15 protein-coding genes and 1 pseudogene are annotated in these 15,377 nt (G+C 48.1%); 11 read left to right on the plus strand and 5 right to left on the minus strand.

Features of this window, described 5'->3' with window-relative positions:
* Positions 1–227 precede the first annotated feature (227 nt).
* Complete coding sequence (locus CODIS_RS01915) at positions 228–1,172, plus strand: hypothetical protein (protein WP_154722973.1); 945 nt, start codon at positions 228–230, stop codon at positions 1,170–1,172.
* 480 nt (positions 1,173–1,652) lie between these two features.
* Here CODIS_RS01915 and CODIS_RS01920 read toward each other — a convergent pair whose 3' ends face one another.
* Both CODIS_RS01920 and CODIS_RS01925 read right to left on the minus strand, forming a co-directional pair.
* Positions 1,653–2,957, minus strand: a complete 1,305-nt coding sequence (locus CODIS_RS01920; protein WP_069121042.1) for a hypothetical protein — start codon at positions 2,955–2,957, stop codon at positions 1,653–1,655.
* 290 nt (positions 2,958–3,247) lie between these two features.
* Entirely contained in the window at positions 3,248–3,529 is a 282-nt protein-coding gene (locus CODIS_RS01925) for a hypothetical protein (RefSeq protein ID WP_069121043.1), read from the minus strand.
* Positions 3,530–3,926: 397 nt separating this feature from the next.
* Between CODIS_RS01925 and CODIS_RS01930 the strand changes: the two are divergent.
* From CODIS_RS01930 to CODIS_RS01955, 6 genes and pseudogenes are all read left to right on the plus strand, one after another.
* A pseudogene (locus tag CODIS_RS01930) lies at positions 3,927–4,865 on the plus strand (IS1595 family transposase).
* A 635-nt stretch (positions 4,866–5,500) separates the two neighbouring features.
* Entirely contained in the window at positions 5,501–5,869 is a 369-nt protein-coding gene (locus CODIS_RS01935) for a DsrE family protein (RefSeq protein WP_069121044.1), read from the plus strand.
* A gap of 158 nt (positions 5,870–6,027) precedes the next feature.
* Positions 6,028–6,660 (plus strand): RNA polymerase sigma factor, encoded by a 633-nt coding sequence (locus tag CODIS_RS01940; protein WP_162420083.1) that lies wholly within the window; start codon positions 6,028–6,030, stop codon positions 6,658–6,660.
* Entirely contained in the window at positions 6,657–6,929 is a 273-nt protein-coding gene (locus CODIS_RS01945; RefSeq protein ID WP_069121045.1) for an anti-sigma factor family protein, read from the plus strand. Before CODIS_RS01940 ends, CODIS_RS01945 begins: the two co-directional genes overlap by 4 nt.
* A gap of 13 nt (positions 6,930–6,942) precedes the next feature.
* Positions 6,943–7,380 carry a DsrE family protein gene (locus tag CODIS_RS01950; protein ID WP_069121046.1) on the plus strand — a complete coding sequence of 146 codons (438 nt, stop codon included), beginning with the start codon at positions 6,943–6,945 and terminating at the stop codon, positions 7,378–7,380.
* A gap of 204 nt (positions 7,381–7,584) precedes the next feature.
* Positions 7,585–8,691: a carboxymuconolactone decarboxylase family protein gene (locus CODIS_RS01955; protein ID WP_069121047.1), complete on the plus strand. Its 1,107-nt coding sequence runs from the start codon at positions 7,585–7,587 to the stop codon at positions 8,689–8,691.
* Positions 8,692–9,146: 455 nt separating this feature from the next.
* Here CODIS_RS01955 and CODIS_RS01960 read toward each other — a convergent pair whose 3' ends face one another.
* From CODIS_RS01960 to CODIS_RS20795, 3 genes are read right to left on the minus strand one after another with little or no spacing between them, the layout of a single operon-like run.
* A complete protein-coding gene (locus tag CODIS_RS01960) occupies positions 9,147–9,392 on the minus strand; it encodes a hypothetical protein (RefSeq protein ID WP_069121048.1) in 246 nt (81 codons plus the stop codon).
* Entirely contained in the window at positions 9,329–9,472 is a 144-nt protein-coding gene (locus CODIS_RS21670) for a hypothetical protein (protein WP_154722985.1), read from the minus strand. The genes CODIS_RS01960 and CODIS_RS21670 overlap by 64 nt, the downstream gene beginning before the upstream one ends.
* A 42-nt stretch (positions 9,473–9,514) precedes the next feature.
* Positions 9,515–9,664, minus strand: coding sequence for a hypothetical protein (locus tag CODIS_RS20795; RefSeq protein WP_154722974.1), 150 nt, complete (start codon positions 9,662–9,664; stop codon positions 9,515–9,517).
* A gap of 385 nt (positions 9,665–10,049) precedes the next feature.
* Between CODIS_RS20795 and CODIS_RS01970 the strand changes: the two genes are divergently transcribed.
* The 4 genes from CODIS_RS01970 to CODIS_RS01990 all read left to right on the plus strand — a co-directional run bounded on the left by CODIS_RS01970 (position 10,050) and on the right by CODIS_RS01990 (position 15,376).
* Positions 10,050–10,772: an FCD domain-containing protein gene (locus CODIS_RS01970; protein ID WP_069121050.1), complete on the plus strand. Its 723-nt coding sequence runs from the start codon at positions 10,050–10,052 to the stop codon at positions 10,770–10,772.
* A 666-nt stretch (positions 10,773–11,438) separates the two neighbouring features.
* The gene (locus tag CODIS_RS01980) at positions 11,439–11,933 is read left to right on the plus strand and encodes a hypothetical protein (protein WP_162420085.1); all 495 of its coding nucleotides are present in this window, start codon (positions 11,439–11,441) and stop codon (positions 11,931–11,933) included.
* A gap of 304 nt (positions 11,934–12,237) precedes the next feature.
* Positions 12,238–14,169: an NAD(P)-binding protein gene (locus CODIS_RS01985; RefSeq protein ID WP_069121053.1), complete on the plus strand. Its 1,932-nt coding sequence runs from the start codon at positions 12,238–12,240 to the stop codon at positions 14,167–14,169.
* Positions 14,170–14,338: 169 nt separating this feature from the next.
* Complete coding sequence (locus CODIS_RS01990; protein ID WP_083220500.1) at positions 14,339–15,376, plus strand: glycosyltransferase family 2 protein; 1,038 nt, start codon at positions 14,339–14,341, stop codon at positions 15,374–15,376.
* Position 15,377 lies beyond the last annotated feature (1 nt).

Raw genomic sequence — 15,377 nt, forward strand, 5'->3', positions numbered from 1 at the left:
TCAGGCCAGTATCTTCATCAATTGTCATTCGACGCACGGTGTCTGCCACATCTCTATACATTGGTCCGTATTACCGCAAAGTGGAAGTCTTTATTTGACCGATTGTCTTATATAGTTTCCTATACCTAGTAGGCACCTGTTACTATGGTGAAAATGATGGATGCGAATGGAGAGGCTAACTTAGTAGACTCTCGATTCATCAAGGGATGTATTATATGGAGTATGATATGAGGACATTTCTCTTTTCTTTTTTTCTATTCTTTCTCCTTCCTGGTTGCGGCGGTGGCAGTGGCGGCGGCGCGGGTGATACTACTCCGGATATAACTACTGTTCCCTTTAACCAGCAGGCTAAAGTCAATTTCTCATCGGTAGGAAATTATTTAGTTGCCATTCGGTTGGATATTGCCCGCACCTTGATCATAGATGTGGTTGATTTCTTTACTTATGACACACTCACCTATCAGACTGGCGATGTCGAAATTATCATAGATAACCCATGCGGAGGCTCGGTTCAGATTTCCGGTTCTCTCGATGAAGCGCTTTCGTCAGGATTCCTTACCCTAGATTTTTCGAATTACCAAGATTGTTCATCTCACTCTACATTAACTTTCACCGGCTCAATCGATCTGTCTATTTACAATACGGAAACCTATACGGGTAGCGGGAATATCACCATACCCTCTGGGTTTCTTTTTTCGACAAGTAACTTACAAATTACTTTAGGATCAGAGTCCGTAATAATGGATGGAACGATTGAATTCTATCATGATACTAGCGACCCAGAGTTCAACTGGCAGAATACCACAAAGAATTTCACCCTTTCTAATTCAACGGGCTCAGGTACTTTTACAAATTACATCCAAAAAGATTACACGCATAAGGGGGATCTTTACTTTTCGAAATATTATTACGGATCCAGCTATTCCGGCAGAATATATGACTCTGATTTTGGTTATGTAGACGTAACAACCGTCAACGCGGTTGCCACCTGTAATAGTATGAGCGATATCTGCCCTCTGGATCCGACAGAAGATGGAAGAATCAAGTTGAGCGGCGACTATAGTTCGGCTTTGATCCAGTTAGGCTCGGGTCTTGATACTATAAGTATGGACGCCAATGGAGATGGCTATTACGAAGAAGTCTTGGATTGTGATTACTATCGTTGCTATTAGCTCTTAAAAGAAAGTAAACAATACTGTACAAACAGCTCTGTCTCGTGTAGTTAGCCACCGAAGTGGAGAGCCTTGCTGATCATTTCGATCATCTATTACACAACGCGGAATGCGAGTGTTGTGGCAGGTTATCGATAGCAGCGAAACCAAAGTGCGTATTTTGCGATGTTGAGATTTTCGATTCGTATTTTCACTTCGTCGATCAATCGGTGGATTAAGAATGTATAACCATAAGCTCCAGTGGAAATGGGGTAAAACCTGTATTGGAACTCTGAGGTGTTGATTTGCATTCATTACTGGGCCGGTAGTTGCACTGAATATTACCCCAGCCTGAGTTGAATAAGTATCTGAATAAAGTGAATCTAATTATCAATACATAGGATCTGTAATCCAATGTGAATCAATTAGTAAAGGATCAATATCATATGCTAATCAATATGCGTCACTGAATCCCGCTCAGGGACGCATATTAAATCCGGCTCAAGCCCGGGTTGACTCACGGCCACTGCCAAAGCACGGTGCTAGCCGGGTAAAGCATATGATCAATACGGCAAGCAAGATCGCTGCGCCGATCACCAATAACAACCAGCCCAGCATCACATCGCATCGGGCCAGAATCAGCCATATCAACAAAATGGTGACCAGTAAAGCGATAAGGAACGGCAGCGTGGCAGACTTAATGCCACAAAGCAAACGTGCCAACCACAACAAAGTGGCAATCACAGCAACCACCAAGACCAACAATATCCAGCAACACCATAGCGGACCACCACAGAGTGTTGGCGGTACTTCGACTGTACCAGTCGGTGCTGCCGCACCCTCGCGACAGTCGTCTTCCTCCAAGACCACCTCAGTCTCCCAACGTCCCGGTTCAGCGACACTGAGGGTGTCAACGTAACAACCATGCTCATCGGTTGTTACATAGTGGACTTGGGTGGTGCCGTCCGGTGCAGTGTACACCACCGCCACCTGAGTGTTGGGCAAGGCAGGATCATCGGTGTCTGTGCCCTGCAGTAGCGGTACGTTCTCAATTCTCAACGAGCGCCACGGGCCCCCCGCCCCCCAAGGCTCACGAATCTCGAGATGGACCTCGAAGTTGGTCGCATCCGCGTGACCCTGGTTACGCACCCGGCCATAGACTTTATTCAGCTCACCGACCACAGGCTGTTCGTCTGTATCGATAACCGCTAAAGGATCGGCTTCAAAGTTACCACCGACATCGGGTGCATCGACCCAAACATCTTCACTCTTCCAGCGCTCATTTATGTCCGAGACGTAGACGTCGTTTTCTGTCGGCGGCAGCGCATAGTTGAGTCGGATCTGTGCTTCATTGGCATCCATCGATGTCACTTCGATGTTGACCCCGGAGCCGATGTCGTCAAAGAGGTTGCGCGGTGCGTTGATGGTAAACGGTGCATCATCCAGGTTACCCGCCGTCACATCCGACTCCTGCACGATCACCGGCCCCTCGCCCTGATTGATATGCTCGTTGGCTTTGGTGATCACCACGCCGGCATCGGGCAGATCCGTGTCCAAGTTGCTCTGCCGCCGATACTCGGCCGTGTAGTACAGCCGGTCGCCGACCTCGATTGCCACCAGCTTTACCGTATCGCTATCGGCATCCGTCGCACTGATGGTGTAGTCACTGTCGACAATCGGTGTCGCAACTGTCGGCTTGGCGACCCGGGTGAGGGTCTTACCGGTCGCATCACCCGTCTCATCCAACCAACCCACACGCCACTTCTCCCAACCGAGTACGTGTATAGCATTGTCCTTGTCGCTCATATGGCTCCACGGCCCGACGAAGGGTCGCGTCACCGTTACTTCGGGGTAGGCGAACAGGTCAATAAAGAATAGATAAGACACCCAATCAAAAAGATCAAAAACATCTCAGTAATAAGAACAGACCAAATAATATTCGTTGTTGCTGAGTGACGACCAATCGTTAGAAATAGTGGGAAAAAAGCCGGTAATCGGGTTAAAGATAGAAATTCTATAGGGGAATGGCCAGCCACAGACATATCAACACCTCAGCCTGCGCTGATCCATGGCCTGCTGGGGTTTTTACGATTTCGCTAGGCGAGCAACTGTAACACTGCACCCAGGTTCGGCGTTCGCTGATACTCAAGTTTTCGACAAACCGCTTTCAACACATAACTGGCACCGACCAGTCCTTTGAAGCGGCTTTCAAAATGCTGTGTCATGTAGAGCCAATACTTGGGTTCGATTTGTAAACGTTCAAGAATAGGTGGCTGATGCGCGGGTATATAACCATGCTTATTTTCCAGGATGGCGCGGGCTGTCCAGTCGAGCAGTTCGAGATAGTCTTTGAGTCGAAATGGCAGCCCCTTGGGCATATCCTGACGCGGGTAGCCAGCAAAAGGTAGCAGACCGGTGGGTGAATCGGATTCGCCTGCTTGAGTAGGGTTGTGTTTGAAGTGATGAGATCGTTCCTTGATGGACGTATATGTAGAATTGCATGCTAAATTGACCCATATTTCAAAGTATTTGCATCGAATACCTGGTCCATAGTTTTCTTACATGTTAACGAGCTTCACAGAGAGATTATGGGTCACTATTCAATGCAAATCCCGGGTCTAATTTAAGTGCAAATCAACAAGCTAGTGGATTTTTGTGACGGACTTTACAGTGAATATAGGTGTATCAATAATCAACCTGATTACTCATGAAGCTCAGCTATTGAGCCTGTGGTGCAAGCATAATGGAACCTACTGAATAAAAGAGGATTTCATCATGCCGAGAAATACCATTCAATTTCAAAAAGGCCTTGGTTTGCACGATTTTCTTGAACAATACGGGACCGAGGATCAGTGTCGTCAGGCATTGTATGATCTGCGCTGGCCGACGGGCTATGTCTGCCCTGAGTGCGGCAACACAACAGGCTGTGAACTCAAAAAGCGTCAGATATATCAATGTCACAAGTGCCATCATCAGACTTCCCTGACCGCCGGCAGCATCTTCCATGGCACCAAGCTGCCGCTGAGAACGTGGTTTCTTGCGATCTATCTGTTGACCCAACGCAAGAAAAGTATCTCGGCGCTGCAACTTTCCTGCAAAATCGGGGTGAACTACAACACTGCCTGGCGACTCAAGCATAAGTTGATGCAGGTGATGATGGAACGTGAGCGTGGAAAAAAACTGGCCGGTCGCATCGAATTGGATGATGCTTATCTGGGAGGCGAGCAAGCCGGTAAGCGTGGTCGTGGATCGCGCAACAAAATCCCTTTCGTGGCTGCTGTTGAGACGACGCGGGACGGCAGGCCCATGAAAATTCAACTGCGTCGTGTAAGGGGCTTCCGCAAACGTGAAATCGCCCGATACGCCCGGTCCTGCTTGATGCCTGGCAGCGAAGTCTTTACCGATGGGCTTTGGTGCTTTAGTGGCGTGACAACCGCTGATTGCCATCATAACCCCATGGTGACGGGTGGTGGGCGCCAAAGTGTCCAGTATTCGTGCTTCAAATGGGTAAACACGATGTTGGGTAATGTCAAAAACAGTCTGTTGGGTACTTTTCATGCGATTTGAGATAAACATGTGTCGCGTTATCGTGCTGAGTTCGAATATCGGTTTAACCGCCGTTTCGATTTACCCGCCATGATTGAACGATTGCTTTTTGCCGCTCTTCACACTCCACCCATGCCATATCGCCTCTTGAGAATGGCTGAGGTTTAGGGGTAATCAGGATAATCAATGAGTTAGATAGACTCTTTTTGACGGACTTTATTCCCGCTCAACACTTTGTGTCGTACTGTTCCAGACAATCAAAGTCGAAAACCAGCTATTAATGTCTAAATATGTAGCTAAGTTCGAAAATAGTTTTCTTTGAGAAACTGCTTAATTTAAGAAGGGTGTTGTTCAAGTCTTTTTTGGGCTTGAAGTGATCATCTATCAGTGAGCTAAAATAAATTCTCCTATAGAAGTGTACGGGCATCATACTGCTGGAAAGGGTTCATGTCCTTTAATAAAAAAAGCAGACATTAAGATTCATCCAAGCGACTTTCGTTTTCGATCTATAGTCACCACTGTGAATGAAAAGTGGATTTACTGCCATTATGCAAATGCTGCCATTAGTATAAAAGAGATAAACGATCAGTTTTGCTTAAAAGTTGCCGGTCACATATCGTATCAACGTAATTCCCTATAAAGAAATTTATACATCTTTCAAAAATTGTCCGAATTAGGGACCTATTTCTTCTCATGATGCGTCTCTACTGTTAACACGCTGCTTTATGCCGAGTACTAACTCTCTCGGCGGATGTGTGATTGAAAAGTGGTTTGTACTTACTCAGAAATTGAGGAGAAACATCATGAAAAATCAGAAGAAATTAGTTATTGTTGTAACAAGAGGCTGTGATGATGAGCGTGCTTCAGTAGCATGGAGTGTCGCAAATGGGGGAATTGCAACGGGTTATGAGGTGACAATGTTTCTGGTCAGTGCTGGGGCTGATTGGGCGCGCCGAGGTGCTGCGGAAAATGCACGCCCCAATCCTCTTGATCCACCCGTTAAGGAGATGATGCAAACGATCATCGATAGCGGTGGTTCCATTTTGGTATGTCCGCCATGTGCCAAAGTTCGTGGATATGATCAGGATGATCTCATCGAAGGCGCTGAACTTGCAGGTTCTGCTGCAATGTTGGGTGTGGTCAGCAATGGTGCCAGTACACTATCTTTCTAGAGTGGGTTATATAATATCAGGCCCTGAAAAATATCAGGGCCTGATTATCAAATATAACAGCCAATACATATCCGTTGGAAAAAGGGCGGTTTATACTGGAAGTGCAACCTCCCGATAACTGTAACAGCCAAAACATGTATAGAAATAGAGTTTATACAATGGTTAACGTGAATGATAAAAGCCAACGGGTTGTTAAGGACTGGTTCAGTCAATGCATTGAAGAGAGCATGGGTTCCCTTTATGCGATGGCGGTTCGGCTTACAAAGAATGATGCCGATGCCGAAGATCTAGTAGCGGAGGCTGTGTCGAAGGCCTGGAGTTCAATAGATACCTTAAAAGACAAGAATCGTTTCAGACCATGGATATTTTGTATACAGCGCAATATATTTATCGATCATTACCGTAAAAGCACGAAACGTACAGCAAGCATGAATTACACAGATGATTGTGAAAAATTTGCAGAAAGTGAGATTGCTTCGTTATTGATCGAGCAGCCCGATGAGTTTTTGTATTGGTGGGCTAACCCGGAAAAGGAGTTTGTCAACAACCTCTTAGGAGAGGAAATATTGCAGGCGGTAGAGAGACTTCCTGAAGCATTTAGAGAAACCGTGATACTAGTGAACCTTGAGGGATTTTCCTACGATGAAGCGGCAGAAATACAAGGTGTGTCGCCAGGAACAGTACGCTCTAGAATGAATAGAGGCCGCACATTGCTACAGCGGCTTCTTTGGCAACAAGCCACTGAAGCTGGGTTATTACCGAATAAAAACGTGATGGAGCCTGGCACATGACAAAGAAAGCAAAAGATAGAGATGAATTACATGATGCTCTGGATAGTGATTGTCTGGAAGCGTTCGATCATGTATATGCCTACATCAATAATGAGCTTAAAGATGAGGAAGCCATTAAGCAATTAGAACATCATCTTAGGCATTGTAAAAGTTGCTTTTCAAGAGCCCAGATGGAACGCAAAATCAATGAACGCTTAAAGAAAACGTCAAAGCCAAAAGTCCCAAAAACTCTAAGAAAACGCGTAAAAAATTTAATAGACAATTACTGAATGAACGATAATCATGATCAAACAGTTGATATTATATCTGTTGCCTGCGCTTTTTTTATTTGTGGTTGCAACCACTCATGCGGAATACGCCCCTTCCAAGGCCGTATATGATGTAACCAGCTCAGATCCCCTAGATCTCACGAATATACTGGATAGGGTAAGTTTGCTTCAAAACCTTTACGGTAACAATTCGTTTGACTCGAAAATCGTTATAGTGATTCATGAGGGAACCATTCCAATATTCGCCAAAACAAAGGCTGAATATTCCGGTCTGATGCAACGAGCGAAAAGTTTAACTTTTGGAGAAATAATCGAATTTAGATTATGTATCACCTCTGCCAAATTACAGGGATATACAGCTAACGATTTTCACGAATTTGTCGCTATGGTTCCTATGGCTGACGCTGAAATTATAATGCTGCAGAATAATGGGTATGCGTATCTGCGTTAGCATCAGATTACTTATTTGCTTATCCCGAAGAAATTAATTATTTGACCTATCGCCTGTGGCATTTGCTGTTTGCCGATAGCACTCGCCAAGCTAATTGTTATCCTTAATCCCGCAGAAATTTAAATATGACGGGACCTGCAATGCTCCTTTATGCGTCTTTAACAGTAAGCACATTAAAGACGTTACACAGAGGAGGATGATTAGATGTTACCAAAATTCATTAAACCGAGATTCTTTGATGCTTTGTCAAATATGACTGGACGCTATGTGCAGCCGGAGCCTTATCACAAAGCAGAAGGGCTGGTTAAAAAAGTCTATGACCAGGTTATAGATGAGTTTTTTATCAATGCGCCAATGACCACTCACGCGGTATCACCAGAAATGCTGGCAGGTGTGTGGATGGCAGAGCGTGAAATTGTACTTACCGATAATCACTTATCCCGGGAAGACAAGGAAGCGCTAGGTGTCACCATTTCTCAGGTAAATAGCTGTGCCTACTGTGAGGATCTGATGAACAGTGTGGTTTATGGTGCCAATGAACTGGAACTGGCGGAACAGATGCGCTATCACAAGCAAGACGAAATTACCGATGAGAGAACTCGCCTGCTTCATGCATGGGCGCAGAGTGTTTACGATCAGGATGCTGAGATTCTATATCAGCCACCTTTTACCCACGATGAGGCACCAGAAGTTATTGGTGTTGCTATGATGTTGAGTTATTTCAACCGATATGCGCAGGTCTTCTTTTCCGGTTCGCCGCTGGCCACGCCGATTTCATCTACTACTTTAAAATCGATACTTTATCGCTTAACCGGTGTCGAGTTACGTGAATCGGTATTGCGACGATTACGGCCCGGACGTTCTATCGGCCTGCTGGGTCCGGCCGATCTGCCTCAGGATCTGCAATGGGCGGCCGGTAACAGCACAATCTCTGCAGCTATATCGCGCTGGGCCTCGGCAGTAGAGAAAGCTGCGAGCGCGCATGTACCGCAGCGGGTTAGGGAAGTCGTAAAAAATGAAATCAAATCATGGCAGGGTGCCCCTATGGGTCTGAGTCGTGCGTGGCTGACGCCAAAGACAGTCGGGCTAAATCAAGCCAATGCTGCTGCAGTACGCTTGGCTTTATTGACTGCTTTGTCACCGGAGCAGATGAGTGATGACATAATCGATGCCTACAAAGAACATTACAATGATACAGCGTTGGTTGTTACGGTTTCCTGGTCAGCGTTTATGGCATCCAAACGTGTGACCGGATGGCTGGCGGACAAGACGGGTTATTTCGACCAACATCAGTATGCCGTTGCTAGTTAGTGTGCAAAAAATAGTGTCGGAGAATGTACCTCTCTGACACTATTTTACTGGTATTGTAGTGCATTGTATTTTGACCACTAGATTAGGAGTGATCAAATCGGGTACTCGAATTACATGCTCACTCGAGTACAGCCACATTTTAATTAGAATCAATAGTGATACTGATTACGCCTGCTTAAGTGACTGTTGTAATCAGTATTCTCAAAAGACTGCTTTTGGCTGCAAGCGGAAGATACTACCAGTGACTGCATACTGGCGCATATAGATTGCCAACATATCGATTTGATGCAATATTTACTGCTTGGAAGAGTGGTTTCGCTTGAAGTGGGTCTATTGACTATTTTGTGATTGTCACGCATCCATTCGGGAATAAAGACCACCACTATTTACCAATCTAGGCATCGATGATGTACGTTAGGTTATTCGGTGAGTTTAAAGAGATATTACAAGCAATCTCATCCGTCAATCTGGTTGTGGCGGGATATAACCGAAGCTGAGAGGTCCAGCTTCGAGGCGTAACAGTAATCGATCAGATAGGCAATTGACCGATAGGGAATTACCGTATGGCGCGACAGGCCGATCTCGCAGGTTCGGCTGTTCGAATAGCCCTGTTTGCAATCCTCGGGAATCTGCCGCTTCAGGCGGGAGAGATCGCACCCTTTTCGCCAATCAGGCCGGTATTGTAAGCGGGTGTCGTCCATCCGGCATTGACTTGCCCTTTGGAGACCGCTTCCAGGATCTCTTTCGGCGGGATCAGCTTACCGGGCTCGTAGATCTTGATCTTGACGGTGCCGCCGGAAGCATCATTGACGTGTTCCGCAAGCTACTTGGGGGTGGAGCCCAGTCCGGTCAGATGGGTACCGAACCAGACCGGCACCTTCAGCAGCACCTTTTTCGCCGCAACTGCCGGTGACGAAACTAATACGAGACTCAGCGCTGCCACTGTCCAAATCGACAATAACCGTCGGCTCATTTGATTCCTCCGCTTCATTTCCTACCTCCGCAAGGCGTTTGAATGAATGCAATGTAAGATCGGCTACTGCCTCTGGACGGGTCTCCGGCGCAACATCACCATTACAAGACCCGGTTAAGGCTTAGCCTGTATAACAAAATCATTACCAAATGGTAAATTGGTAATACCATATAGCCTTGATAGATCCCCTGGGTTTTGTCAAAGAAGGATCTGATGAATTTTATTAATGGGATATTCGTTGCTGGTTGATATTTTTTAATTATCTATTAATACAGTTAGTTATAAAGGGATATGCTGGGCTGACAGATGTGCCTATCACCACTTGTAATCAGAAGACGCACCTTCTATGATTGAGTGTAATTGGTATTACCACTGGGCATATTGAGTGAAAACGGAAAAACTATCGGATCGAATTGCAGTCGAGCTCGAATCGATGATCGAGAGAGGCGACTTCAACCCGGGTGAGCGTCTGCCGGCAGAGCGACAGCTGGCGGAACAGCTTGGAGTATCCCGGCCTTCCCTGCGCGAAGCGATTCAAAAACTAGCCAGTAAAGGGATACTGCACAGCCGCCAGGGAGGCGGCACCTTCGTCAATCGCAATCTCAGCGGTGATGCCTGTGAGGACCTGGTTCGGCGCATGGAGTCCCGGCCGGAGACATGGCCGGATATTTTGGAGATACGCCACGCGCTGGAAGGCACCAGTGCCTACTTTGCCGCCTTACGCGCAACCGACGAGGATAGAAAACAGATTCGCGACTGTTACGATCGTATGATCGCTGCGCATGAAGCAGGAGAAGGACTGGTCGAAGCACAGGCGGACGCTGAATTTCACCTTGCCATTGCCGAAGCCTCGCATAACGAAATACTGGTGCAGATCATGCGCAGCCTGTTTTGTCTGTTACAGGCTAATGTGCAACGCAATCTGAATCAGCTCTATAAGTTGCCGCGTATCTTTGAGCCTTTGTCACGTCAACACACCAATCTGCTGAATGCCGTATTAGAGGGCGATCCTGAGCGTGCCCGCAATGCAGCTCAAGACCATCTGGAGTTTGTTGACGAGACTTTACATCGTATTGATCGAGGAGGCGCTTTCGCACATGTTGATTGAGTCGGATTAATTCAACTTTGTAACGCTATTAATCTGTAGTCTGCCTTCTAATATCGCCATACCGATTATGGAGTGAATTGCTGTCTGGCGATGAAATTGAACGACCTAAAATCTGCTTGGCGCAATTTAAATTTCTCTCTTACGGTAGTAAGGGTCTTTTATCCGATAGCTTTTCCACCACGGCTTAAACGGCGGAGTTGTATGTCGATAAGTCGATGGGGATTCATCACATGATCGGCGGTGTCTCACGTCCCCCGCAAAGCCACTGGCGAAGGGCTGTTTGCAGGCCGGTAATGATAGGTTGTGACTTGGTTAGAACAGCCAGCTGAAAAAATAACTAATGGACCAGATTGTACTAATCAGCAAAATCCCCAGTAAAAACAGTAACCCGGATAAAGTCGATATCATATATAGAATGTTTGTCAGTGGCTGCATCGGTTGAATCTCCATATTTACATCCATAGTTTGGTATTGCGAATCATAATTGGGCAACAGTATGCAACGGACAGGTATCAGTATGATTTCAACGGCAATGGAAAAGCGTTTCATCTGTTATCCGCTCAGTAACCGTTTTGATACAAAGTTGTACGCGCAATCAAAGGGGGCAGTTACTATGGCTTGGATACATGGCTTTAGCCGCTGGCTCAACCATAAAAATATCCTGCGATGAAAAAATTGGCGTATACGATTCTAACCGTGGGTGAAGCTATTGAAGCTACAGGTTCTGTGGCCGATCTTTTACGCGAAATCCCCTATTTTTTGACCTATGGTATACCAAATCGGAGAGTGATTAACTCCGTGCTCCGCAAAGGGATTATTGATTCAGGTATGAGTGGTGGCGTTGAGTGGGAGCCGTTTGAAATAGATGAAAGGGAATTCTCCGATGTCGTTTCATCGCTTTCAGATTCCGGATCAGAGATTCTGAGTCTTCCTCAATGGGTGGCAACAGAAGATGACCTGCTGGTCTGGATCTATGAGAAAGAGCACGGTGTGCCTGCCAAGGAGCACAAGCAACTCCAAGACGCCTGTCGGAATACTGAGTTTGAAATCAGTAGGGTTGAAGACCAGGGTGAAGATGAACTCGTCGAGTCCCTTCACCTAAGGTATATTGACGAATCAAATGCACTGGTTGAGTTCATTGACAAACATATGAAGCGATGACTAAGCAATTGATTGCAAATTAGTTATTAGTTGTGTGACGGACTCCTCGCCGCCTTTAAGTATCCTTTAAAAAACTTATGCTTCACTTGTCTGCTGCGGACTGTCGACTATCATTCTTTGGGTACCGAATCCGCGCAGCTATGGCGGACAGAGACGCTTGACGGGCCGGTCCGATGGCGGGTATAGATGCACAGGATGCAGATGACCGCGCCAGAGGGTGAGAAGGGAGTTTGGGTACTATTCGGAAAGAGGTATTGTGTCAGCACTATGAAATTATGCGGTATTTAGAGTGGAGTGATCGAAAATGAGCGAGAATGACCCAACCTATCGCCGCTATGAAGATGGCGATGATGAGCACTATGACTGGGATTGCGATGTGGTGATTCAAGGTGAGTCCTACATCTGCCCGACCTATATCCAGCGCACGCCCCCCTGTCAGAATGCCTGCCCGTCAGGTCACGATATCCGCGGCTGGTTGTCGATCGTGCGCGGTTTGGACAAACCTCAAGGCGACAAGCCTTGGCAAGCACATGCCTTCGAACGTATGACATTGGCAAATCCCTTTCCGGCAATCATGGGTCGCGTATGTCCGGCCCCCTGTCAGGAGGGTTGTAATCGCAACGGCCTTGATGGCTATGTCGGAATAAACTCCATTGAGCAGTACATTGGCGATTGGGCACGGGTGAATAATCTCGCCTTTGCCAAACCCGAAACCGATACCGGTAAGCGGGTTGCGATTATCGGTGGTGGTCCTGCCGGTCTGGCCGCAGCGCTGTTTCTGCGTCGCCTCGGTCATCGCTGTACCATCTTTGAGGAGCACAGCGCTCTTGGTGGCCAGATGGTTTTCGGTATTCCCGGCTACCGTATACCCCGGGATGTGCTTGAACATGAGATCCAGCGTATCCTGGACGTGGGCGGTATCGATGTGAAACTGAACACGCGCGTGGGACGCGAGGTGAAGGTCGAGGCGTTGGAGAAAGCGTACGATGCCATCTTCTGGAGTGTCGGCACCGTGGTTGGCAAGCCACTGCGTGTCGAAGGCGGCGAGGCCCCGAACTGTGTGGATGGGATGACCTTTCTGAAGGCCTTCAATGACGGTGCCCTGAAATACCTGGACGGGCGTATCCTGGTAATCGGTGGCGGCGACACGGCGATGGACGTGGCCGCCGTGGCCAAGCGTATCGGCGAAGTGGCACACCTCGAGAACTCGGAGCGTCCGGAGGCGGTGTTTGACGGTACCGGGAGCCAGAGTGACGACAAGACTGCCGAACGAATCGATTCCGATTGCTGGCTGGTCTATCGCCGTCCCATTGCCAAGGCCCCCTGCACCAAACACGAACTGGAGGCCTGCATTGCCGAGGGTGTTGAGATTCACGACGGTTTGGCGCCACTTGAAGTGATGCTGGATGGGCAGGGCCATGCCTATGCCCTGAAAGTGCAACCGGTCGACTGGTCCTCAGGCAAGATGGAGGCCGATGGCGAGCCGTTCGAGATAGAGTGCAAACTGATTGTCGCCGCCACCGGCCAGACAGGCGACTACGAAGGGATCGATGGCATTGCCAATGACTGGAATCTGATCGATGCCGACCAGAGCATGCAGGTCAAAGGGAAAGCAGGTAACTTCGTGGGTGGGGATGCGGTAAACCCTCACCTGCTGACAACCGCTATCGGCCAAGCCTCGATTGCGGTACAGAGCATCGATAATCACCTGCGTGGCCAGGCGTTCGATGAGCGCCCCAAAGTGGAAGGCCATCACTTTAATCTACTGCAGGAATTGTCTCAGAGAGATCTCTCACCGGAAGAGTACAATCATGGCCCGACCTGGGGTACCAACAGCGCCAAATGGTCCGTGCACAATTTTGAAAATCGTGCCGATGCGGACGTAGTCAAGAGCAGTGCCATGTTCACAGGCCACTTCGCTTACGAGCCTTTGAATGCCCGGGATGAGATGGATGTGAATGCCTCCAACGTGCTGGGAAGCATGATCGAGCGCTTCACGGGTCTCTCCGAGGAGACCGCCGTCACTGAGGCAAAGCGGTGCATGAGCTGCGGTTTCTGCTTCGAGTGCGACAACTGTGTCATCTATTGTCCACAGGATGCGGTCTATCGCGTGAACAAGCATGAACGCGCCATGGGGCGCTATGTGGACACGGACTACGCCAAGTGTGTCGGCTGCCATATTTGCAAGGAGGTCTGCCCCACCGGTTATATCGAAATGGGACTGGGACAGTATTGATCAGAAAAAAGCAGTTAACTGCCGGCCCGGTTTGCTGTGTGGAGGAATGGAGGGGTGCGACGCCGGTAAGAGGCCTCCGCATAAGGAGTGAATAACCGCTATTTACTGCATTTGCAGCTATTTTAAGGTATCTTTTGCGTGTGGATAGCTAACATGAGATATCGTCATCATGGAACCAAGGTATAAGGAATCACCTGCAAGGGATTCATTTCCATCTACCCTCGCGCCCTACTATCAAAATAATAATGAGCTCGTTGAGCGCCCGGCGGGTTACCGGCTGGCGGTAATCCTGCCCTGCTTCAATGAGGAGGCCGCAATCGAGAGGGTCATCACTGATTTCCGTGACGCCCTACCTGGCGCTGCAATCTATGTCTTCGATAACGGTTCGAGCGACGGGACGGCGGATAAGGCGCGAAAAGCCGGCGCGATCGTTCGGCGGGTCAACCTGCCCGGCAAGGGCAATGTGGTAAGACGCATGTTCGCTGATGTTGACGCCGATATTTACATCATGGCAGACGGTGATGCCACTTACCATGCTGCGAGTGCGCCAACGATGATACGGAAACTGTTGCGAGATAACCTGGACATGGTCGTCGGCATTCGCAATCATCAATCCAATGAGGCGTACAGAAGAGGCCACAAATCAGGTAACCGCTTACTGACCAGCACTACGACCAGCATATTCGGCAGCGGATTCACCGATATGCTGTCGGGGTATCGGGTATTTTCACGCCGTTTCGTCAAATCCTTCCCCGCCATGTCCCAGGGCTTCGAAATAGAGACTGAGCTTGCCATTCATGCGCTCGAGTTGCGTATGCCATGTGGTGAGGTGAGTACCCCCTATGGTGCCAGGCTGGAAGAGTCGGAAAGCAAGCTTCGAACCTATTCCGATGGATTTCGTATTCTCAAAACCATTATCAAGTTATTCGCCATGGAGCGTCCGTTTCGCTTTTACGGTTTGATTGCGTTCGGTTTTATTTTGTCTGCGATTATCCTGGCTGTGCCGATTGTCATCACCTATCTGGAAACCGGGATGGTGCCGAGGTTTCCGACAGCGATTCTGAGCACAGGATTGGCTATTACGGGGGCAATCGGTTTTATTACCGGGCTCATCCTGGAGACGGTCACCGTGGGTAGACGGGAGATAAAGCAGCTGCACTATCTCTCCATGCCGCCTGTTTCCAGCATGAGTATGAATGAAGACTAGG

Source organism: Candidatus Thiodiazotropha endolucinida (assembly GCF_001715975.1).
Taxonomy (GTDB): Bacteria; Pseudomonadota; Gammaproteobacteria; order Chromatiales; family Chromatiaceae; genus Thiodiazotropha; species Thiodiazotropha endolucinida.